This is a genomic window from Vibrio sp. BS-M-Sm-2, assembly GCF_041504345.1.
Classification (GTDB): Bacteria; Pseudomonadota; Gammaproteobacteria; order Enterobacterales; family Vibrionaceae; genus Vibrio; species Vibrio satsumensis.
Genome location: NZ_CP167894.1, coordinates 3,067,321 through 3,087,961 on the forward strand (window position 1 = coordinate 3,067,321; position 20,641 = coordinate 3,087,961).

Annotated in this window: 14 protein-coding genes and 1 pseudogene; 7 read left to right on the forward strand and 8 right to left on the reverse strand. The window is 43.1% G+C overall.

Going from position 1 to position 20,641, the window contains the following annotated elements:
* The first annotated feature begins 464 nt into the window (after window positions 1-464).
* The 5 genes from AB8613_RS14120 (at window position 465) to AB8613_RS14140 (ending at window position 6,698) form a co-directional block, all read left to right on the forward strand.
* Complete coding sequence (locus tag AB8613_RS14120) at window positions 465-1,235, forward strand: ABC transporter ATP-binding protein (protein ID WP_004736532.1); 771 nt, start codon at window positions 465-467, stop codon at window positions 1,233-1,235.
* A 136-nt stretch (window positions 1,236-1,371) separates the two neighbouring features.
* Complete coding sequence (locus AB8613_RS14125) at window positions 1,372-2,142, forward strand: ABC transporter substrate-binding protein (protein ID WP_048659693.1); 771 nt, start codon at window positions 1,372-1,374, stop codon at window positions 2,140-2,142.
* Window positions 2,143-2,221: 79 nt separating this feature from the next.
* Complete coding sequence (locus AB8613_RS14130) at window positions 2,222-2,962, forward strand: ABC transporter permease (protein ID WP_146492202.1); 741 nt, start codon at window positions 2,222-2,224, stop codon at window positions 2,960-2,962.
* A 2-nt stretch (window positions 2,963-2,964) separates the two neighbouring features.
* Window positions 2,965-3,642, forward strand: coding sequence for an ABC transporter permease (locus tag AB8613_RS14135; RefSeq protein WP_060982332.1), 678 nt, complete (start codon window positions 2,965-2,967; stop codon window positions 3,640-3,642).
* Window positions 3,643-3,869: 227 nt separating this feature from the next.
* Window positions 3,870-6,698, forward strand: a complete 2,829-nt coding sequence (locus AB8613_RS14140) for an ImpA family metalloprotease (RefSeq protein WP_372383980.1) — start codon at window positions 3,870-3,872, stop codon at window positions 6,696-6,698.
* A gap of 135 nt (window positions 6,699-6,833) precedes the next feature.
* Here AB8613_RS14140 and xthA read toward each other — a convergent pair whose 3' ends face one another.
* The 3 genes from xthA to emrD form a co-directional block, all read right to left on the reverse strand.
* Window positions 6,834-7,640, reverse strand: a complete 807-nt coding sequence (gene xthA, locus AB8613_RS14145) for an exodeoxyribonuclease III (protein ID WP_048607429.1) — start codon at window positions 7,638-7,640, stop codon at window positions 6,834-6,836.
* Between the two features lie 161 nt (window positions 7,641-7,801).
* Window positions 7,802-9,892: a S9 family peptidase gene (locus tag AB8613_RS14150; RefSeq protein ID WP_372384825.1), complete on the reverse strand. Its 2,091-nt coding sequence runs from the start codon at window positions 9,890-9,892 to the stop codon at window positions 7,802-7,804.
* 347 nt (window positions 9,893-10,239) lie between these two features.
* On the reverse strand, window positions 10,240-11,445 hold the full coding sequence (gene emrD, locus AB8613_RS14155) for a multidrug efflux MFS transporter EmrD (RefSeq protein WP_372383981.1): 1,206 nt from the start codon (window positions 11,443-11,445) through the stop codon (window positions 10,240-10,242).
* A 497-nt stretch (window positions 11,446-11,942) separates the two neighbouring features.
* Here emrD and AB8613_RS14160 point away from each other — a divergent pair, with 497 nt between their 5' ends.
* On the forward strand, window positions 11,943-14,060 hold the full coding sequence (locus tag AB8613_RS14160) for a methyl-accepting chemotaxis protein (RefSeq protein WP_327783665.1): 2,118 nt from the start codon (window positions 11,943-11,945) through the stop codon (window positions 14,058-14,060).
* A 134-nt stretch (window positions 14,061-14,194) separates the two neighbouring features.
* On the opposite strand, the gene AB8613_RS14165 is transcribed toward AB8613_RS14160, so the two are convergent.
* The 5 genes and pseudogenes from AB8613_RS14165 to dinG form a co-directional block, all read right to left on the reverse strand.
* Complete coding sequence (locus tag AB8613_RS14165; RefSeq protein ID WP_372383982.1) at window positions 14,195-15,328, reverse strand: JmjC domain-containing protein; 1,134 nt, start codon at window positions 15,326-15,328, stop codon at window positions 14,195-14,197.
* Between the two features lie 43 nt (window positions 15,329-15,371).
* Complete coding sequence (gene rsmS / locus AB8613_RS14170) at window positions 15,372-15,542, reverse strand: pleiotropic regulatory protein RsmS (protein WP_017055021.1); 171 nt, start codon at window positions 15,540-15,542, stop codon at window positions 15,372-15,374.
* Complete coding sequence (locus AB8613_RS14175; RefSeq protein ID WP_060982339.1) at window positions 15,532-16,080, reverse strand: primosomal replication protein; 549 nt, start codon at window positions 16,078-16,080, stop codon at window positions 15,532-15,534. The genes rsmS and AB8613_RS14175 overlap by 11 nt, the downstream gene beginning before the upstream one ends.
* Window positions 16,081-16,102: 22 nt before the next feature.
* Window positions 16,103-16,881, reverse strand: a pseudogene (locus tag AB8613_RS14180) (sulfite exporter TauE/SafE family protein).
* A 128-nt stretch (window positions 16,882-17,009) separates the two neighbouring features.
* Window positions 17,010-19,085 (reverse strand): ATP-dependent DNA helicase DinG, encoded by a 2,076-nt coding sequence (dinG, locus tag AB8613_RS14185; RefSeq protein WP_372383983.1) that lies wholly within the window; start codon window positions 19,083-19,085, stop codon window positions 17,010-17,012.
* Window positions 19,086-19,600: 515 nt separating this feature from the next.
* On the opposite strand from dinG, the gene AB8613_RS14190 reads away from it, so the two are divergent.
* On the forward strand, window positions 19,601-20,608 hold the full coding sequence (locus tag AB8613_RS14190; protein WP_285953232.1) for a porin: 1,008 nt from the start codon (window positions 19,601-19,603) through the stop codon (window positions 20,606-20,608).
* The last annotated feature ends 33 nt before the right edge of the window (window positions 20,609-20,641 follow it).

Here is a 20,641-nt window from a genome sequence, read left to right on the forward strand (position 1 = left end):
CTTTACCGCTCTGGCATCAACTGAATGCTCCTTGTTTACTGAGTTATCTCACTATTACTCACTTGCTCTGTATTCTGACTAAAATGCTTAAAATGCAGTAACCTCAAAATAATTGTGATTTATAGAGAGGTGATGTGTTGAATGTGCGCGCTATGTTTTGCCGGTTGCAATGTTTCTAAGTTCACAAAACCTGTTTTTCTTGTGAGACATCAAGCTACGAGAATCTCATTTTGATTAACTTTATTTAAACAATGTAAGGGGGCTAATTACAGCTTATTGATAGAACTCATTCATTAAATTGAGGTGAAAACGCTACCTTTTGCATAATAAGTCAGAGTGAATCGCTATTTATTCCAAATTATTAGGTTAATAATTTGTTGCATGTTATTCCGTGTGGTGCTAGTTTGTATCGCATGAAAAGGTCGGAGTACCTTGCATTTTCACAAACTTGGGAGAGAAAGCGCATGAAAGATGTACCAGCGCTGGACATAAAGGATCTACACAAAACGTTTGGTCAAAATGAAGTTTTAAAGGGAATTTCACTTTCTGCGCATAAAGGCGATGTAGTATCGATTATCGGATCTTCAGGGTCGGGTAAAAGTACTTTCCTTAGATGTATCAACTTGTTAGAGACACCTACCGCAGGCGAGATTTGGGTTAATGGTGAATTAATTCAAATGAAAAACAACCGCCAGGGTGTTTCTGTGCCTGCCAATGAAAAACAAGTACAGCGAATCCGTTCTCGTCTGGCGATGGTTTTTCAGGGTTTCAATCTGTGGTCTCACCTGACCGTTCTCGAAAATGTTATCGAAGCGCCTGTTCACGTCTTAGGTGTACCTAAAGCACAAGCGATTGAAAATGCAGAGCTACTATTGAAGAAAGTAGGTCTGTATGAGCGTAAAGATTACTACCCGGGTCATTTGTCTGGCGGCCAACAACAGCGTGCTGCGATTGCGCGAGCGCTAGCGGTTGATCCTGAAGTGATGCTGTTTGATGAACCGACATCGGCATTAGACCCTGAGTTAGTAGGCGAAGTGCTTGGTGTAATGCGCGATCTAGCAGAAGAGGGAAGAACCATGCTTGTGGTAACTCACGAAATGGCTTTTGCTCGTGATGTATCTAACCATGTGATGTTCTTGCATCAAGGTCTAGTGGAAGAACAGGGTGATCCAGCTAAACTGTTTACGGAACCTGAATCTGAGCGATTACAGCAATTTATCTCATCGATTTACTAATCAGAATTGAAATACCGTCGCCAAGGTAAACAGTGACGGTGTTAACAATAAAACACAACAAGTAAGTTAATAAGTAACAACAAACACAATATTAAAACTAGCAAAACATAAAAACCTAAATCACAGGAGTAGGGATATGAAAAAGTGGTTATTAGTCGCGGCACTTGCTGCAACTGCTGCAACGGGCGTAGCTCAAGCAAAAGAATGGAAAACAGTACGTTTCGGTATTGAAGGTGCTTACCCTCCATTTAGCTGGACAGAAGCTGACGGTTCACTGAAAGGCTTCGATGTCGATATGGCTAACGCACTTTGTACTGAAATGCAGGTGAAGTGTAAGATCGTTGCACAAGACTGGGATGGCATTATTCCTTCTCTACTTGCTCGTAAATATGATGCGATCATCGCGGCAATGTCTATCACGGAAGAGCGTAAGAAAAAGATCGACTTCACTGGTAAATACGCACTTATCCCGAACAAGTTCATCGCTAAAAAAGGTGCAGGCCTTAATTTTGATGATCTAAGTGGTCAAAAAATTGCCGTTCAACGAGCAACAACTCACGACAAGTACCTAACAGATAACTACGGCGACACAGTAGAGATCGTTCGTTACGGTTCATTTGATGAAGCTTACCTTGATCTAGCTAACGGTCGTGTTGCTGCTGTACTGGGTGATGCATCTGCTCTAGAAGAAGGCGTACTAAACAAAGCTGGTGGTGAAGCTTACGAGTTTGTTGGTCCATCACTAACAGATCCTAAGTGGTTCGGTGAAGGTTTTGGTATTGCTCTACGTAAGCAAGATAAAGATCTGACTAAGCAATTGGATGCTGCAATCCTTTCACTACGTGAAAAAGGCATCTACCAAGATATCGCTGCTAAGTACTTTAACTACGACGTATACGGCCAGTAATCTCTAGCGTCACTTCTTAAGGGAGAGGTTCTCCTCTCCCTGTCTTACCAACTTTTTCGCAGTTCTGTTGGAATTCATTATGTTTGATTTACAAGGATATGAAGCTTCGATCCTGAAAGGGGCGGTGCTTACAATCGAAGTTGCCTTGCTGTCGCTAATTTTAGCTATGGTTCTTGGTATGCTAGGTGCCTTAGCAAAACTAGCGCCTTATCGCTGGGCTCGTGCTATTGCAACCCTCTATACAACTGTTATTCGAGGCATTCCTGATCTTGTCTTGATGATGCTGATTTTCTTTGGTGGACAAATCCTTTTAAACAACAGTTTGTATTCCATCAATGAGTGGCTCAATGAGTGGTTCTCATCCAGTGATCCTAATCACGAATGGACCTCTTACTTACCTGATTATATTGATGTCAGCCCATTTATTGCTGGTGTCTTAACCATTGGCTTTATCTTTGGCGCTTACATGGCTGAAACCTTCCGTGGTGCGATCATGGCAGTTGATAGCGGTGAAATGGAAGCGGCAAAGGCCTATGGCATGGGACCTGTTTTAGCGTTCCGTCGTATTTTATTACCGCAAATGATTCGTCACGCATTGCCAGGCTTTGGTAACAACTGGTTAGTTCTACTTAAGACTACCGCATTGGTTTCGATTATCGGCCTAGAAGACATGGTCCGTGTTAGCGCATTGGCGGCAGGTTCAACCAAAATGCCATTTACCTTCTATATGACGGTGGCACTTATCTTCTTATTCTTCACCAGTGTTTCGACAGGCTTACTTAAGCTGGTTGAACGTAAATTCAGTATCCACGCGAGGTAGTTATGGACTTTTCATTGATAATTGAAAGCCTGCCGATTTACCTTGGTGGTTTATGGACAACAGCTTGGATGGTTTGCGTCGCTTTGATTATTGGCTTATTCGTCGCCATACCATTAGCTATCGCTCGTAACAGTCCAAATATGATGATTAACGCTCCGGCTTGGTCGTTCATCTATTTCTTCCGTGGTACGCCGTTATTGGTGCAGTTGTACCTGATTTATTACGGTATGGATCAATTCTTCCCAGTGAAAGACACACTATGGGAAAACGCTTGGTTCTGTGCTCTGGTGGCATTCATTCTTAACACATCAGCATACACAGCAGAGATCATTCGCGGTGCGATTAACGGGTTACCGAAAGGTGAAGTTGAAGCAGCAAAAGCGTATGGCATGAGTACACCGAAGACTTACCGTCGTATCATTTTACCAAGTGCTTTACGTCGCGCACTACCAGCTTACAGTAATGAAGTCATCTTCATGCTTCACGGCTCTGCGGTAGCAGGTATCGTAACTATTATGGATCTAACTGGTGCAGCTCGTTTGGTTAACTCACGTTACTACGCTCCATTCGAGTCTTTCCTAACGGCAGGCCTGTTCTACATGGCGCTAACGTTTATCATCATCGCGATTTTTAAATTCGCGGAGAAACGTTTCCTTGCTTACCTTAGACCTCTTAGCTAATAGCATCCTCTATAAATCATAGTGAATAAAACGGCGCTTCTATAGCGCCGTTTTTAATGGCACCAAACAAGTATTGTGAGCTTTTGAATCCTTGAAGCTTTCAATTACTTACCTTCTATCGAAATAGTTACCTTGCTTCAAATTAAACTAACATATTCATGAGATTAATTGCTTTAGGTATGGTGGTAGATAGACTCGAAAAAATTTTGTTGTTGTATGGAATAATGATGAAAAAGAGTAACTTACTATTGAGCTTGGTTGTTTGTGTTATTGCGTTATCACTTTTAGGATGCGGTGGTGGTGGTAGCGGTGAAAGTGCTCAAACTGGTTCTGGTGGTTCTGGTGGTTCTGGTGGTTCTGGTGGAGAAGGAAACGAAGGCGACGGAAGTGGTGAGCCTGGTATCACTCCAGTTCCACAAACTGCTGTTCAAAAGGCGTTGTCCACAGGTGACGCTTCTTATGTGACTGATTCCAAAGAGTTCATTGATGCAAGTCAAGCGTTAGTCGCTCAATACAACTCGGCCTACAATCATATTAAGCAAGCTTTATCCCTAAACGCTGAAGGGGAACCTCTACGTAGTCTTCATTGGGATCCAACACATGATACGGCAATTATCTTACCTACCTATGGTTTTAACGATATCATCTTGAAAACCAATAAAGCGATGCAAGATGGCTATGCCGACCAAGAGCTTGTCATTGGTATTGCGGGTTATACATCAGACGACAGCCGCTATGCCGCATTAGCAAGCAACCCGTTTCGAACTAAGCAGCGCTTTCCAAGTTCTGTCAACGAAGAGATGGATACTTGGTTGAAGAACTTGGTTCGGTGGGCTTCTAGTACTGACTCGCCACAAAATGTTGTGTTAGCTCAGCTTGATCAATCTCATTACTTTCCTGATGACCAAGCGACACGAAACTGGTTAACCGACAATGTTAACGCTTCTATGGTTATCAACGCTGACAATACTTGTGATGGCAGTAAATTAAGCCAATGTCTTGAAGCCAATAACCCTGACTTGCTAGTTTTGTCTCAAAAGTTAAATGATGGCGATGACATTGAAGATGTGATTTCAGGTTTACGCTTGGCGTTCAGTAAAAATATTCCAGTGTTATACCTACATCATGATGGCGGTATGACGGACTTAGGTAACGCACTATTTGCAGAAATGCACATGACGTACGTTGGCGATAACTATTGGCGCAAGCTAGGTTTGTCGAACTGGGATTCTACACAACTGATTGATCAAATACCGGGTAATATTGTCCAGCAACAAGCGCTTTTACAGCGATTGAAAGACAACAGTTTCACCGTTGACCTGAATTTGTGTGAGGACAAATCTTGCCCTGACGATTCCAATATGGATGAAGAGTTCTATACTGCGGCGAACAGTATTCGTTCACACCTAACGACTCTTGATAGTAAAAAAATAGACCTGTTTGCAACCGATGATTACGAATATGAAAAGTTGTTACTGTTACTTGCGGATCGTTATCGCCATGATGTTCAGTACCCGATGGGTAAAGGTGTAACGGAGAGAATCGAGTTTCTTCGTTCTTACTATAGTGATTACGCCGCATACAACAGCCGTTTGTATAATGCGGCACAACCAAACTTAGGTAATTTTAGCACCAAGACTTTTGAGGATGCCTCTCTAGTAAGCCAAAATATAACCCTAGAGTCTAAGAGAAGTTTCCGTGCGGCAGGCGTGTATGCTTTGCCTGGTAAGACGATCAAAGTGACTCGTTTGGACAGCAATGAAGTAGCTACATCGATAGCATTTAATACGCTACGTAGTGGAGCTACTCACGAGTTTTCGGGCGATGATGGCTATGCTAGACCAAAGTTTTTAACCTCGGTAGCCTATCCTGTGAACCCGGGAGAGACGATTTATCTCACGTCTGCTTATGGTGGGACGTTACAGGTTCATTTTGATACTAATGATATTGATGTGGAGCTGCGTTTTGAGAATGTCGCGCAGCATCCTGTCTGGCGCAGTGAAGCAGACAACGAAAGCTTTGTTGCACAGCTTGAAGAAGGAAAGTTTGATTGGGCTGAGCTCATTACTCCGGGGTTTGAGGTTCATTCTAAGTTGGACAAAATGAAGGAATCTATCAGTGCTGCTGACTGGGTTCAGCCTCATGATATGGCTCTCGCCACAGAGCGTTATGTACATAACTTTCCTCATGCACTTGCAGGCTTTAAAGGGCCGGGTATTGATGAAATTGCTGAAATACATCAATACGGAGAGGCAAAAGGTTGGGAAATTGCGACCATTGATATTTTAAAGCATATGAACGCAGACCAAGCTAACTGTGGCTATGGTTGTTCAGGAAACCCGTATGATGCCTACTGGTCGTTTCATCCATTAGGGCATGGTGATCTTCACGAGTTAGGGCATGGCTTAGAGCGTGGTCGATTTAGGTTTAGCGGTTGGGATGGGCACTCTACAACGAACTACTATTCGTATTTTAGTAAATCAAAATATTATAAAGACACAGGAAAAGTATCGTCTTGCCAAGGCTTAGATTTTAAAGGGCAGTATCAGCTTTTACAGCAGAGTCGGACTCAACCTGATCCAAGTGCTTTTATGGCGGCTCAAAATCAAACTGGTTGGAGTTGGGGAGCTCGTATCTACATTCAAATGATGATGCTTGCAGAGCAGCAGGGTGTATTGAATTCGGGTTGGCATTTATTAGGGCGCTTGCACTTGATTGAGAGAGAGTTTAATCGCTTGAAAGGCGGTGATGAACTTTGGAACGATCGAAAAGGCTCGATTGGTTTTTCAGATTATACGAGACAAGAAGCGGTAGATATTACAAACAATGATTGGTTGCTTATCGCATTGAGTTACGTTGCAGAACGGAATATGACGCAATACTTAGATATGTGGGGATTCAGTTTCAGTGATAAAGCGAAGCAACAAGTCACAGCTCTTAGTCTAAGTAACATGCCTTTGACATATTTTGCATCGTCTAATCAAGGATATTGTTTAGATGAGTTTGCTAAGACGCCGTTAGACGTTGACGGCACGACCATTTGGCCGCTTAACTAGGTATATGACAGATAGAGTCACGAATAAAAAGAGAGGAGATATTATCTCCTCTCTTTCGTTATTAGCTTCTGATCAGCGTTGTGAGTACTATTTGCTTGCTACTTGATCTGGCTAAGTTTTGTTACCTAAAAATGACTATTTAAACGTCGACCAAATCGGAGCGTGGTCTGATGGTTTTTCGATACCACGTAGTTCGTAGTCGATGCCTGCTTCAGTACACTTATCAGCAAGCTTTTGAGTTGCTAATACCACGTCAATACGAAGGCCACGGTTGTCCACGAAACCTTTTGAGCGGTAATCAAACCAAGAGTATTGATCGTTTACTTCAGGGTGCAGTAAACGGAAGCTATCCACAAAACCCCAATCCATCAATGTTTTCAACCATTCGCGCTCTTCTGGTTGGAAAGAACACTTACCGGTTTTCAGCCAACGTTTCGCATTAGGTTCACCAATGCCGATGTCAGCATCAATAGGGCTGATATTGATATCGCCCATTACGATCACTTGTTCATCTTTATTGTGGTAATCGTTTAGGTAAGTCATCAAGTCTTTGTAGAACTCACGCTTGTAAGGGTATTTGGTTTCATGTTTGATGTTATCCCCTTGAGGGAAGTAACCATTTAGTACTGTAACCTTTTCACCGTTTTCATCTTCAAACGTTGCCATGATCATACGTTTTTGATGGTCTTCATTGTCGGTTGGAAAACCTTTCTGAACAGAGATTGGCTCTTGCTTACACAGCATAGCCACACCGTAGTGTGCTTTTTGGCCGTGAAAGTAAACCTTATAGCCCATCGCCTCAACATCAGCAATAGGGAAGGCTTCATCGTGTACTTTTATCTCTTGCAGACCAATTACGTCCGGTTGGTGTTTGTCGATAATAGCTTGCAGTTGGTGAAGGCGGGCTCTTAGGCCGTTGATGTTGAAGCTAATTACTTTCATTTATTTTTATACCTCTCGTAAACCTTTGCCTATAGTGCAGCAAAGATTATTTGATTTGGTGAGTTTGATAGTTAATCGTATTTAACCATGCTTAATAATGTATGTCGCCATTTGTAGAGACAAAATGGCGACATAAAACGACGTGACGACTTACGTTGAATCTATTGAGTCTTGAGTAAATCTAAAAAGAAGGCGTATTCGAGTGCGTCTTCTTTTAGTCGTTTAAATCTCCCAGATGCACCACCGTGACCAGCTTCCATGTCGGTTTTGAACACCAGTACATTGTTATCTGTTTTCATTTCACGCAGTTTCGCCACCCACTTCATTGGTTCAAAGTATTGTACTTGTGAATCATGTAGGCCTGTTGTCACCAACATGTTCGGGTAGTTTTGTACCTTGATGTTGTCGTACGGTGAGTAACTCAGCATGTAATCGTAGTAGGCTTTATTGTTAGGGTTGCCCCATTCGTCGTATTCGTTAGTCGTAAGAGGGATCGACTCGTCAAGCATGGTTGTTACTACGTCCACAAAAGGAACATGTGCTCCAATACCTTTATACAAATTAGGCGCTTGGTTGATGATCGCTCCCATTAGTAGACCACCAGCTGAACCGCCCACTGCGAATACTTTATCTTTAGCGCCGTAGCCTTCTTCAACTAGGCCCTTAGTTACATCGATAAAGTCATTGAACGTGTTTTGCTTGGTTAGCTTTTTGCCGTCTTCATACCAAGGACGCCCCAGCATTTCTGAACCACGGATGTGAGTAATCGCAAAAACGAAGCCTCTATCGAGCAGGCTGAGACGAGTCGAGCTGAAGGTCGGCTCAATGGTAGTACCGTAAGATCCATAGCCGTATTGGTAAATTGGGTTAGTGCCGTTTTTCTTGAATAAATCTTTGCGATAGACCAAAGAGACAGGTACTTGCTTACCATCGCGAGCCGTAATCATGATTCGTTCTGATTGGTAGTTATCCGCGTCGAAATCACCTAATACAGGCGTTTGCTTCATGATTTCGAATTCACCTGTACTGAGGTCAAAATCATAGTAAGTGCCTGGAGTCGTTAAGCTGCTGTAATAGACTCGAACTTTTGAGTTATCTAATTCATAGTTACTCGTTAGGTAAGCGGCGAAAGCGGTGTCGTTAAATTCAAGTGGGAACTCTTTACCTGTTGTGAGTTGGCGAACCTTGACTGTCGACAAGCCATTCGCACGTTGCTCGTAAACAAGATGGTCATCAAACAACTCGAAATCAACAAGCTGAGTGTTATCGTCTGCTGCAATGACATCGACCCATTTTGAGCGGTCATGCATGTCTTCAGCTGAGACTTTCATTAAACGAAAGTTGACCGCTTGGTAGTTGGTGTAGATGTAATACCAATCACCCAATTTAGCAATGCTGTACTCAATTCCAGTCTCTTTTGGGTAGAAAGCTTCGGCTTTAGCCTTTGGGTTGTTGGCATCGATGACTGACACACCACTGGTTTCTGTGCTCGAGTGCCAAATATAGACCTGTTCACCATCTTTGCTTTTACTCAATGAGGTGTAGTAAGCGCTGTCGGTTTCTTCGTAGATTAACTCATCGCTTGTTTGAGGTGTGCCTAAAACGTGGCGGTAAACTTGGTAACCTAGCAGTGTTTGTGGATCTTTCTTGATGTAGTAAAAGGCTTGGTTGTCGTTTTGCCACGCGATAGCACTCGAAGCACCTTCAATTTCGTCGTTTAGGTATTCACCTGTCATGAGGTCTTTAATCTTGATGGTGTAAATGCGGCGACTCAGGGTATCTTCGCCATAGGCCAACAAGTTTTCGTCTGGGCTGATCGTTAAGCCGCCAATACTGAAGAATTCATGTTCTTTTGCTAGTTCATTAACGTCTAAGATGACTTGCTTGTCTGTACCTAAAAAGTCTTTTTCTCGCAAGTGTACTGGGTATTCGTTGTCACCTGTGACTTTATTCGAGTAGTAGTAGCTGCCTTTACGCACCGGTACCGAATTGTCGTCCTTCGCGATTCGGCCTTTGATCTCTTCAAATAACTGTCTTTGTGTTGATTCGGTATGCTTCAGCACGGTCTCTGCGTAGTGGTTCTCTTGCTCAAGATGCTGCAAAATCTCTGGATCTTGGCGTTCATCATCACGCATCCAGTAGTAATTATCGATTCGAGTATCACCATGAATCGTCATTGCATGAGGGACTTTCTTAGCAACAGGAGCTTGTGTCTGCTGAGCGACGAGTTGCGATGGAGAGTAGTGTTTCATGGTTGTTATTCCTTGATTGCTGCATCCGGCGACAAGCGCGGCCGATACGGCTAATGTGGTTAAAGCGAAACGCATCTGTATATCCTTAGTGTGCACCTTACTCGTTTTAATGCCAGCATCCTTTTCTATCAGAGCCTAGGTATCTTGGTTTTCTTCCAGTGATATTATTTATAATTGGATTCTGGATATGCACTTTCAACGTAAGTGTCTGTTATTGTTTTCAAAAAATCAAAGTAATGTTAAATGAAATTGAGGTAGACGTGAGGTGAGGGAAAACGTGCAACAAAAAAGGGACACACTTTTCAGTATGCCCCTTTTCTGTATTTGGGTAGGATTCGAGTGTTACTTTAGATAACCAGTGGCATTTCGTTTGAGTGGTCAGGCTTGCGATTAACCCAACGTAAACCAAGCATCACGATAAATGACATAGCAATCATCAGGCAACCGAGTGGCAGTTGGTCTTGAGCCGGGAAGAACGATGCCAATAGTGTTGCGATGCCAGCACCTAGGTTTTGCATACCACCTAAGATCGCGCCTCCTGTACCTGCATGGTATGGGAATGGCGATAGTGCCCCTGTTGTTGCTGCTGGGAATAAGATACCAGCACCCAAGAAGTAAATGGTTGCACCGCCAATCAAAGTTAGTGCTGTTGTTTGACCAAACAGACCCGGTATCAGTACCACGGCTGAACCGACTAAGATCGACACCAGGCCTACATTCAGTGCGCGGCGCTCTGAACGACGTTGTGCGATGTAGCTAGACAGGCCTGCACCCACTAAGTAGCCCGGGATAGGCAAAACAAACAACAAGCTTACTGTGGTTGCAGGTAATCCAAGTACGCCGCCAAGCAGTACACCAGCCGCTGCTTCAAATACTGCGACGCCCGCGAATGTTGCCACTAGTACTAGTAGGAAACCTTGGAAGCGTTTGTCAGACAGAACGAATTTGTAGCTGTTTACAACTGATTCGTTTTTGCGTCGCTCTTTTGGCAGAGTTTCCATCATGCTCGTCATCATGGTGATCACAACAGCGATACCAAATAGCGCGAGGAACAAGTAGCTGGAACGCCAACCGAAAGCTTCTGTTAGGTAACCACCTAAAACAGGCGCCATCAGTGGTGAGAAAATCACACACATGCTGATTAAGCTATTTGCACGGTGCAGCTCTGCTCCTTCAAAACAGTCACGAGTCAATGTACGAGACATTGCACCGCCACAACCTATGCCTAAACCTTGGATAAAGCTACCCACTAGGAACCATTGATATTCATGAGCGAACAATGCCACCAAAGTACCGATGATGTAGATGATCAAACCTGCAACGATGATAGGTTTACGACCTAGGCGATCAGAAAGCGGGCCGTAAATAAATTGCGACAGACCATAAGGGATCAGGTAACACGCCATCACCGCTTGCAGTGAAGACGCTGAAACCAAGAACTCACCTGCCATATGACCGATAGAAGGCACGTACATCGTTTGAGTCATTTGACCTACGGCTGTCAGAATAGCGATTAAAAAGGTAAGTTTCGCTAATGGAAACGAGGCGGACATTTGCGTATCTCTCCAATAATTAAAGACGTAAAAAGCCAAGCGCTCCATTGAGGAGAGCCAAGTGAATAAAGTGATTAGGGAATCTAGGCGCGAGATATTAGAGCTTGAATGCCGACTTAGCAATCAAAAAGTGTGAAGTTGATCAAGATAAAAATCTATAACTTGGATTAGAAAAAATAATCCGAAATCACTGCGTTTTAAAGATGTAGGGAGAGTCAGCTTCCTTGAAATATCGATGCTAGGTTATACCCAAAATGTTAGAGCAATAGGCCTATTGGCAATGATTGTATGAGTAGATTATTTTGAAATCACAGAAGCAACAGGTAAAAGGCATTGCTTGTTAACATTTATGTAAACTTTCGTTTTATATGTAAGCGATTTGTGCTGTAATTATTCGCTAAGCTATTCGTCTAACTCATTTACATTGTGTACAGCAATTTGTTGTCGGTGTGATAGTTATGGTTATGGAAGTCTTTTGGCTTAAATAAGGATATTAAATGCGCTCTCTATCGGTACAGTGGAAAATAACCCTCTTAGCAGGTTGTTGTTTAATCATTACGTCACTGTCTCTTATTGGTTTCTCGATCTACAACGCGACGAGCAATCAACAAGTCATCAAATCTCAAAGCTCAGAATCAGTTATCAATAAAACTCAGCAGTTGTTGGCGTCTGTTTCTCAGCTTAATGCCCAAGAAACTCAACGTTATGTTGACGAAGCCATTTACCGCGCAGAAATGCTTGCGGCTAGCGCTCAGTTCTTAAAGAATAATGCGGATGAAAACTTTACACCAAGTGAAGAACTTCGTACTGCCTTGGATGAAATGATCCGTCGCTCGGTTTTAAACTTCGACTCTATTCAAGGTGCGTATCTAGTTTTCAAACCTGACTTGCTCGATGGGGAAGACGCAAACTATGTCGATGCCGACTATGTTGGTTCTAACGAAAGAGGGCGTTTCGCACCTTACTGGAAGGTGGCAGATAATGGTGAGAATGTACTTTCGAACGTACTTTCAGAATCAACATTGGATGACAACAGTAATAGCGAACGCTTTTACTGTCCTTTATCTTCTGGGCAAACTTGTATCAGCACACCTAGAGTCGTTAATAGTGGTGGTACAGCACTTCTGACATCTTCGATTTCAGTTCCTATTTTAGTTGATGATGTTGCAATTGGTTTTCTTGGGATTGACTTAAGACTCGATGGCTTAACGAGTGTGGTCACTCAATCTGATCAGAGCTTATTTGATGGTGCTGGTAAAGTTTATGTGGTTAGCCTAGATGGTTCAGTCATCGCTTCAGACGACTCTAGCATTGCAGTCGGTTCTAATTTCCAAAGCGACAATACCAATAGCGATCGAATGACCGATTTTATCTTCGGCGGCGAAGTAACAACGCAATGGAGTGAGAATGGCGAGTGGTTACTTGCGTTTGCACCTGTTGTTGCAGCTAATCAAACTTGGGGTGTGTTGTTTGAGATACCGAGAGAAAGTGTCGTCGCTGATGCAAACAAATTGGATTCCATCATTAGCACCAAGCTAAGTGAAGGTATCAGAACAGAAGTGATTGCCGGTATGGTCTTTATCGTTTTTGGTCTAGCCATTATCGCGTTTGCTTCATTGTCTATTGTGAAACCGATTCGTCAGGTAGTGGAGCGACTGAACGATATCGCTTCTGGTGAAGGCGATTTGACTCAGCGCTTAGAAGTGAAATCTCAAGATGAAATCGGCCAGCTAGCGAAAGGCTTTAATCTGTTTCTAGATAAGCTACAACACACGATCAAAGAAGTCATTCATACCACTGAGCAAGTGGCGAGTACGACAAGCCAGGCTAAAGCATCGGCATCAAGCACTCGAGAAAGCAGTGAGTCTCAATTTAAAGAAGTCGATCTGGTAGCAACAGCGGCAGAAGAGATGACCCAAACTGCGGGCTTAGTGGTACAAAATGCAGAAGTGGCCGTTGATGCAGCGTGCGAAGCGAATCGTTCAGCTCAGCAAGGGCAACAAGTTATTGAGCTTTCAGCCGGTGAAATGAGAAAGCTGGTGGAGCGTATGTCGAGCGCTGTACCTATTGTTGAAGAATTGGCTAAAAATAACGGTAACATCACTGAGATCTTAAGTGTTATCGAGGGGATCTCTGAACAGACAAACTTATTAGCGCTAAATGCTGCGATTGAAGCGGCAAGGGCGGGTGAGCAAGGTCGAGGTTTTGCGGTTGTTGCTGATGAAGTAAGAAACCTAGCAAGTCGTACGCAGTCATCAGTTGGTGAAATCAGAGCTGTTATTGATAAGGTTCATGCAGGTACTCAAGATGTTGTTGAGGCGATACAAGAAGGCAATATTCTCGCCAATGATACAGCGCTACATGTTCAAAATGCAGTGGAGGATCTCGGCTCGATCTTTACTTCGATTGAAGCGATCAGTGACATGAACAGTCAGATTGTTCGAGCAGCCGAAGAGCAACAATCGGTTTCCGGTGAAGTGAACCAAAGCGTGGTTAACATTCGCGACTTGAGTGCGAGGATCTTAGAGCAAGCTGCCGCTTCTGAACAAGTAGGCACGGAAATAGACCAATTATCCCAACAGCAGCAGAAATTGGTTAATCAGTTCAAGGTTTAGTTATTCAAGCTTATTACCTGTTGAATAGAAAAAAGGACAAATGAAGATTTCATTTGTCCTTTTTTATTTTTCTCAAGTTCTAAGTCTCTTAGATTTTCGGGATTGATTATGTCCGACGAAACCTATTAGCGAAGTTAGTCTTCGATGAACCAGTAACCTTTGTTCACTAATTCAGTCACGACCGTTATGCCCGAAGGAGATAGAGCAGTAGCTGAAGTAATTAAGGTCTCATCGCAAAGTATGTTGAGTAGTGATGAATCTGCCTGTTCAACTTTAACGACTTCACCATTAATGTAAGCCGTGTTGCTTTCATTTTCATGGTAGAGCGCTTTTAAGCCAGATACGCGTTGGATTTCGCCCTCAGACTCTAAGTGTTGAGCAATCTCTTCTTCTGTCCATAATGGCTCAGGAGCGACGATATCAAGCTGGTGGCGTGATTGGCTTAGCAGACAACCCATGAATTCACTGATGGTTTCAGGTTGCTCTAGTGCAGATTTCAACATGTCAGTGAGATTGCTTAAATCCGATGAACGAATCTTGCCGTAGCCTTCTTGCGCTTTGAATTCAGGATCATGCAGATGAACGTCACCCATATCATGAGCAAGCACAAAATCGGCAAAGTTGCTGATTAGCTCTTGTTCTTTAGGGGAACGGTAGCCAATAGAGTAGCTCATCGACGGCTCTAATGTGTTCCCTTCATGTGGGAAACCTGGTGGGATATAAAGGATATCACCTGGCTCTAAGGTTTCATCAATGATTGGCTCAAAGCCTTCTATTTGGCGTAGAGCAGACGCTTGAACGGTCTCTTTGTATTGACCAACATCTTTCGCACCCACTTTCCATTGACGTTTACCTTGGCCTTGAATGATGAATACATCGTATTGATCAATATGTGGGCCTACGCCGCCTTCAGGTGCTGAGTAGCAGATCATGAGATCGTCGAATAACCAGTTTGGTAACGTTTGGAACGCCTCAGTCAGCTGATTTGCGCCTTGGTGCCAGTGGTTCGCTGCTTGAACGATCAACTGCCAGTGAGTTTCGGTTAATTCGCCAAATTTTTCTTCAGAGAATGGACCGTGTTCTGCAGTCCACTGATTGTCGAGGTTAGAGACAAAGCGAGAATCCACTTCTTCTTCCATCGATAAACCAGCAAGTTCTTCCGGCGAAATTGGGTCGATGAAGTTTTGGAAGCCACCTTTCAAGATGGTTGGTTTTTTATGCCAGTAGTCTTCAAGAAACTCGGGCATAGAAAAGCTAAGTTGGTACATGTGAATCCTGTATATTTTTATGCTAGATGCTAGATGCTAGATGCTAGATGCTAGATGCTAGTTTGGCTTGTAAATCTTGCTGGACAATTTTGATTGCTTCTAACGCGACTTTTGGATCGATTTCGTTACTTTCGAGCAGATAGATCAGGTCGACAGCTAACTTAACTTCTTCTGGTGCGTTATCCAGTGGTGATGGTGTGTTATCAGTGTTCATTTCGCTTAGGGTTCTCTAAGTTAATCAGTCTCTCAATATTTTTCATTGAGTCTTCACAGCGTTCTAATCGTTCTTTTGCTAACTGCCAAGTCTCTTCCGCCTTTTTCTTACTGTGGCGAGGCGCAGAATCAAACGCTAACTTTCGTACTCGTACTAAATCGATTAATCGCTTTTGCCAATCTTGGTGCTGAGCGAGTTCGTTGTATAGGTCGTTAAGGGTTTTCCCTGACTTACTTTTTCGGTCTAAGCGTAAATCATGGTTAGCTAACTCTCTTTGGATTGCTGCAATCTGATTTGTCAGCTTTTCCGTCAGGTAGTTAGCTCTGGACGCGGTCAGTTGATTTGTGGTTTGTTCACGTACAATGGTGCGGTACGTTGCCTGAGTTTCAAGTGCATAAGGAAGCAAAACAGAGGCGCCGCACTTGAATAAGGCTCTATCGAATAGGGCTTGATGATAAGCACCTCGGGATTTATCAACCTGAGAGCAATGGCCAATTAAGGTATCAATGACACTTTTGAGTTTTGAAAATTGATTCATTTCACTTCCCGTTGGCTACGGCCTATAAGTTAACAAACCAAGCTTCGTATGCCAGTTTAATTGCAAGTACGCTTACTACAGTAACAAACACAGGTCGTATAAATGTAGCACCAAAACGAATAGCAGAATGAGCACCAACAAACGCTCCGGCCATCAAACAAAGACCCATAGTTAAACCTAGAACCCAATCAATATGACCAAGAATCGCAAAGGTCACCAAAGAGGTAAAGTTACTGGTAAAGTTCATGGCTTTGGATAGACCAGAGGCAAGTAAGATATTTAAGCGATAAAGCGCCATAGAGCTTACCGTCCAAAACGCGCCAGTTCCTGGGCCGGCAACCCCATCATAAAATCCGAGAATGAACCCTTGATACTTTTGCTTTCTCTTAAGTACGGGGCAAGGCTTAGGTGACACGTTGTGATTGGCATTCGGTGTCTTATGAAAAATGGTATAGACCGCTGCGGCAAGAATGACTAACGGCAATACCTTCTCTAACCACTCCGTGCTAATAGCATCAACAGTAAGGGTGCCGATGGTTGCACCGATTAATGTGGCAATGAATGCATTGATCCAACACTCAGGTTTGAACAGCTTCTTACGGTAGTAAGTGAATGCAGCTGTAGATGAAGCGAAAGTCGCTGCAAGCTTGTTAGTGCCTAATGCAATGTGTGGGGGAGGCCAAGTGACAGCAAAGCTGGAACAGTTAACATCCCCCCGCCACCTGCGACAGCATCAATAAAGCCTGCTGCAAATGCAACCAGAGCAAGTATGACCAACATGGTTGGCTCAATCATTTCCATAAATAGCTAGTGTTCTCGTTATCGGCTGATAGGGCAGCCACATGAAGAATCGATGGATTAGTCATGTTGGGTTGTGAATGCAAGGGCCTAGCGATGACAGGCCCATAACTACCTCAAGGGCAGGGAAATTAGTATTTTATTGTTCTTTTAAAAGGCGGTAGTGAATCGAGTAAGGACTTTCCATATCGCTTCGTTACTATGCGTCTATCAAGGATCGTGACTTTACCAGAATCTCGTTCTTTACGCAGCAGTCTACCCACTGATTGAATAAGCTTTTTACTCGCTTCTGGAACAGTAATCTGCATAAACGGATTACCACCACGTGATTCAATATATTCTGAATGTGCTTGTTCTACAGGAGAGGTAGGAACCCCAAAAGGAATCTTGGTAATAACCAGGTTTTCTAGAAGCTCTCCCGGTAGGTCAAGACCTTCAGAAAAGCTGCCTGTTCCAAAAAGAACGCTGGTTTTACCTTGGTCTATGAGTTTTTTATGTTTTTTTAGGATTTCAGTTCGTGAAGTATCACCTTGAACCTGCAATGCCCATGACTTTTTAACGAAATCTGTTGCTAAAGCCTCTGCAACTTTGTTCATTTGCCAGTAAGAAGAGAATAGAACGAGGTTGGCTTTTTTGTCTTCAATTACCTTAGGCAAAATTTCAATAAGATATTCGGTAAACTGAGGTGCTTGTGGTTCGTACTTCATTGCCGGCACTATCAGCTCAGCTTGCTTCTGGTAATCAAACGGTGATGCTAAAGCCAGAAATTGCACGCCATCTTCTTCTTTTTGACTGATCCCCGCTTGGTGACAGAAAAAGCTGAACGAGTTGAGTGCTCTCATGGTCGCAGAAACAAGCACCGCACCAACACAACGGCTCCAAATCTGTTGGTCAAGCTGCCAACCAACTTCGAGTGGAGAAACATTCACGACGAAATCGCCTTCACTCTCTTTATTGAGTTCAAGCCAGCGAGCTAAAGGAGCCCCTTTCTCGCGCTTAGGTTCGGCCATTAAGCGCCAAACCTGAGCAAGGTTTTCTGTTCTTTGTATATAGAAGCCAATCTCCGCAAGCGCAGGCTCTGCTAGCTTTGCTGAAAGCTCTCCGTCTTTAACTCGCTCTGCAATTAGGTCTGCAATCTTCGCAACGGCTTGGCTCGCCTTTTGTGTGAGTTGCTTGAGATCTTTAGATTCATTCTCTAGCCACTCAGGTAAGTCACCATGTTCGAAGCGGTACAGGCCGTCCTCAAAGTGGTTAGCGTCAAACTGTTTGCACATTTGAGTCAGAGTAGGGATCAGCTGTTGCACTGAGTCTTGCAGTTCATTTCTAAATCGATGGACGCGCTTCTCGTCTGCTAGGCCTGAAAGCTTAGTGATTGATTGATTCAAACGCTCTAACCATGAAGCGGCCCCTTTTAAGCTCGCAGCAGCGGAAGAATGATCTCTCGCGACATGCGGTAAGTGGTGAGCCTCATCGAATATATAGATGCTATTTTCTGGCTCGGGCAGTATTACACCGCCGCCTAGATCAGCATCTGCCATTACCAAACTGTGGTTAGCGATGATAACGTCTGCTTTATCTAGCTCTGAACGTGCCTTTTGGCAAGGGCAATCTCTGTGAGTTGGCATGCTGTTGTTACAACTATGCTTATCACTGACGATCATCTGCCAAATCATATTGTCGATAGGTTTTGGCCACGAATCGCGGTCACCATCCCATTTACCTTGAGTCAAGCTACGGTACATAGTTTGAAGTTGGTCGATATCTTTCTTTTTTGGCTTAGATTCGAACATGGCCATTTGACCACCATCAACTCCACAAGCCGCAGCTAGCTTTTCGGAACAACAATAACGCTGTCTGCCCTTAGCTAATATAAAAGAAAACTCTCTATCAGTCAGTCTTCTATATAGAGGGAGATCTTTGTTAACGAGCTGTTCTTGTAGCGCAACTGTCGCTGTTGAAATAACTATTTTTCGGTTATTGAGCACTGCTACTGGAATAGTAGCCATTAAATAAGCCAGCGATTTTCCAATCCCTGTTCCTGCCTCTGCAACAATCATGCGATTACTTTTGTGGTATTGACCACAAAGTGTCTTCGCTATTTCTGCAACAAGGTAATTTTGAGCACGTCGAGGTACAAAGTTGTCCAACTGATCTTGGAGGTTTTGATAACTGGTGCGAATAGATTTTTGAATTTTAGTAGTTAGCATACTGTGACCTACGTAACGGAGCGAGGATAGTAGCACATATCACTAGTCGGTACATTTACCGCAAAATAGCTTGCTTTTGAATCAAAGGTAGATCTTGTTCACAAAAAAAAACTGAACCATCAGGAACTTAACGTTTTTATTTATGTTGTGAAATATAAATTTTAAAAAACACTGACCTATAGGTGTTAAATTCTACTAATGGGCTGTTATTTGAGTTGTTGTTGGAGTTAAATTCTATTTGTTACATTTTTTGGATTATTATATTTGCTGATAAAACTAAGGATAAGCTGCTCGTAAAATGATGAAAAAAATGTAAGTGTTTGATTTTGATTGGTTTGTGTTTTTTTAGGTTTGTTTTTAGTTTATTTGACACGCAGGATAATCTTTTGCAATCTAGACCTCGAAATTTAGTGACGGTGATTAACCAACAAAGAGTGGTAATGACCAGTCACAAAAAATAAAAAAAGGGAACCGGGCAAGGATCTCCCATTCTTAGAAAAGGCAGTGGATTTATTATGAAAAAGACTCTATTAGCTCTAACAATCGCAGCAGCTTCAACTTCAGCTTTCGCGAACGTGGGCCTAGAAAACGCAAAACCAACATTCGAATTTGACCCAATGCACAAAGAGCAGTTCTCTGTTTCTGGTTCACTTGGTCTTGGTGGTTACTACGACACTAAAACTAACGCTATGTACGATGACTGGGCAACAGCTCTTACTCTAGCAGTTAGCTACAAAAACAACCGCCTAGTAGGTTACTTCGAGACTGATTTCGAACTTAACTGGACTACAGACGATAAGAAAAACCCATGGGACGTTAAGAACGAATTCGGTACTGACGTAGATAAAGCTTGGTTAGGTTTTGACACTGGTTTTGGTGTTGCATCTTTCGGTTGGGAAAATGATACTGCTCTTGATAAAGTAGATGGCGCAGGCGACAACACATACGAGTTCGGTTCTTCTGCTGGTGACGCATCTGACGCATTCAACGTAGTTAAGTTCCAAGGTGCTACTTCTGGTATTGCTTACGGTATCTCTTACTTCGAAACTGATGATGATCATGACAAAGCTGACAAAGGTGTGAATGGTTACGTTGGTTACGAAAGTGAAATCGTAAATGTATACGGTGGCTACGAAACTCGTGACGAAGCTGATTACCAAGTTTACTCTGTATCTGGTAACTCTAAAGTTGGCGAACTAGACCTAGGTGTTAACTTCTGGATCAACGAAGGTGACGCAAGTGACCTAGTTGGTAAAAACACTACTAACCTAGAAACTGTTGGCTACTACATCTCTGCTGGTTACCCAGTAACTGAGCAACTAACTCTTGCTGCTGGTTACAACGCTAACTCTACGACTGAAGACGGCCAAGCTGATAAAGATGTTTCTCGCATCAACGTTGCAGCAATGTACACGCTTAACGACCGCGTAGACATGGGTATCGATATCCTTCAAGACCTAGATGCTGGTGACGGTAACGACGAAGAAACTTACGTATTCGCTGCTGCATTCTACAGCTTCTAATAGTTACTTAATTAGTAATTGTTAAATGTTGAA

What these genes read in the sequence shown, in the direction of transcription:
- AB8613_RS14135 (WP_060982332.1), top strand. Translation starts at nt 2,965, where the DNA reads ATGGACTTTTCATTGATAATTGAAAGCCTGCCGATTTACCTTGGTGGT.
- AB8613_RS14150 (WP_372384825.1), bottom strand. Translation starts at nt 9,892, where the DNA reads ATGAAACACTACTCTCCATCGCAACTCGTCGCTCAGCAGACACAAGCT.
- emrD (WP_372383981.1), bottom strand. Translation starts at nt 11,445, where the DNA reads ATGTCCGCCTCGTTTCCATTAGCGAAACTTACCTTTTTAATCGCTATT.
- AB8613_RS14125 (WP_048659693.1), top strand. Translation starts at nt 1,372, where the DNA reads ATGAAAAAGTGGTTATTAGTCGCGGCACTTGCTGCAACTGCTGCAACG.
- AB8613_RS14120 (WP_004736532.1), top strand. Translation starts at nt 465, where the DNA reads ATGAAAGATGTACCAGCGCTGGACATAAAGGATCTACACAAAACGTTT.
- dinG (WP_372383983.1), bottom strand. Translation starts at nt 19,085, where the DNA reads ATGCTAACTACTAAAATTCAAAAATCTATTCGCACCAGTTATCAAAAC.
- AB8613_RS14190 (WP_285953232.1), top strand. Translation starts at nt 19,601, where the DNA reads ATGAAAAAGACTCTATTAGCTCTAACAATCGCAGCAGCTTCAACTTCA.
- xthA (WP_048607429.1), bottom strand. Translation starts at nt 7,640, where the DNA reads ATGAAAGTAATTAGCTTCAACATCAACGGCCTAAGAGCCCGCCTTCAC.
- AB8613_RS14160 (WP_327783665.1), top strand. Translation starts at nt 11,943, where the DNA reads ATGCGCTCTCTATCGGTACAGTGGAAAATAACCCTCTTAGCAGGTTGT.
- AB8613_RS14130 (WP_146492202.1), top strand. Translation starts at nt 2,222, where the DNA reads ATGTTTGATTTACAAGGATATGAAGCTTCGATCCTGAAAGGGGCGGTG.
- AB8613_RS14165 (WP_372383982.1), bottom strand. Translation starts at nt 15,328, where the DNA reads ATGTACCAACTTAGCTTTTCTATGCCCGAGTTTCTTGAAGACTACTGG.
- rsmS (WP_017055021.1), bottom strand. Translation starts at nt 15,542, where the DNA reads ATGAACACTGATAACACACCATCACCACTGGATAACGCACCAGAAGAA.
- AB8613_RS14140 (WP_372383980.1), top strand. Translation starts at nt 3,870, where the DNA reads ATGAAAAAGAGTAACTTACTATTGAGCTTGGTTGTTTGTGTTATTGCG.
- AB8613_RS14175 (WP_060982339.1), bottom strand. Translation starts at nt 16,080, where the DNA reads ATGAATCAATTTTCAAAACTCAAAAGTGTCATTGATACCTTAATTGGC.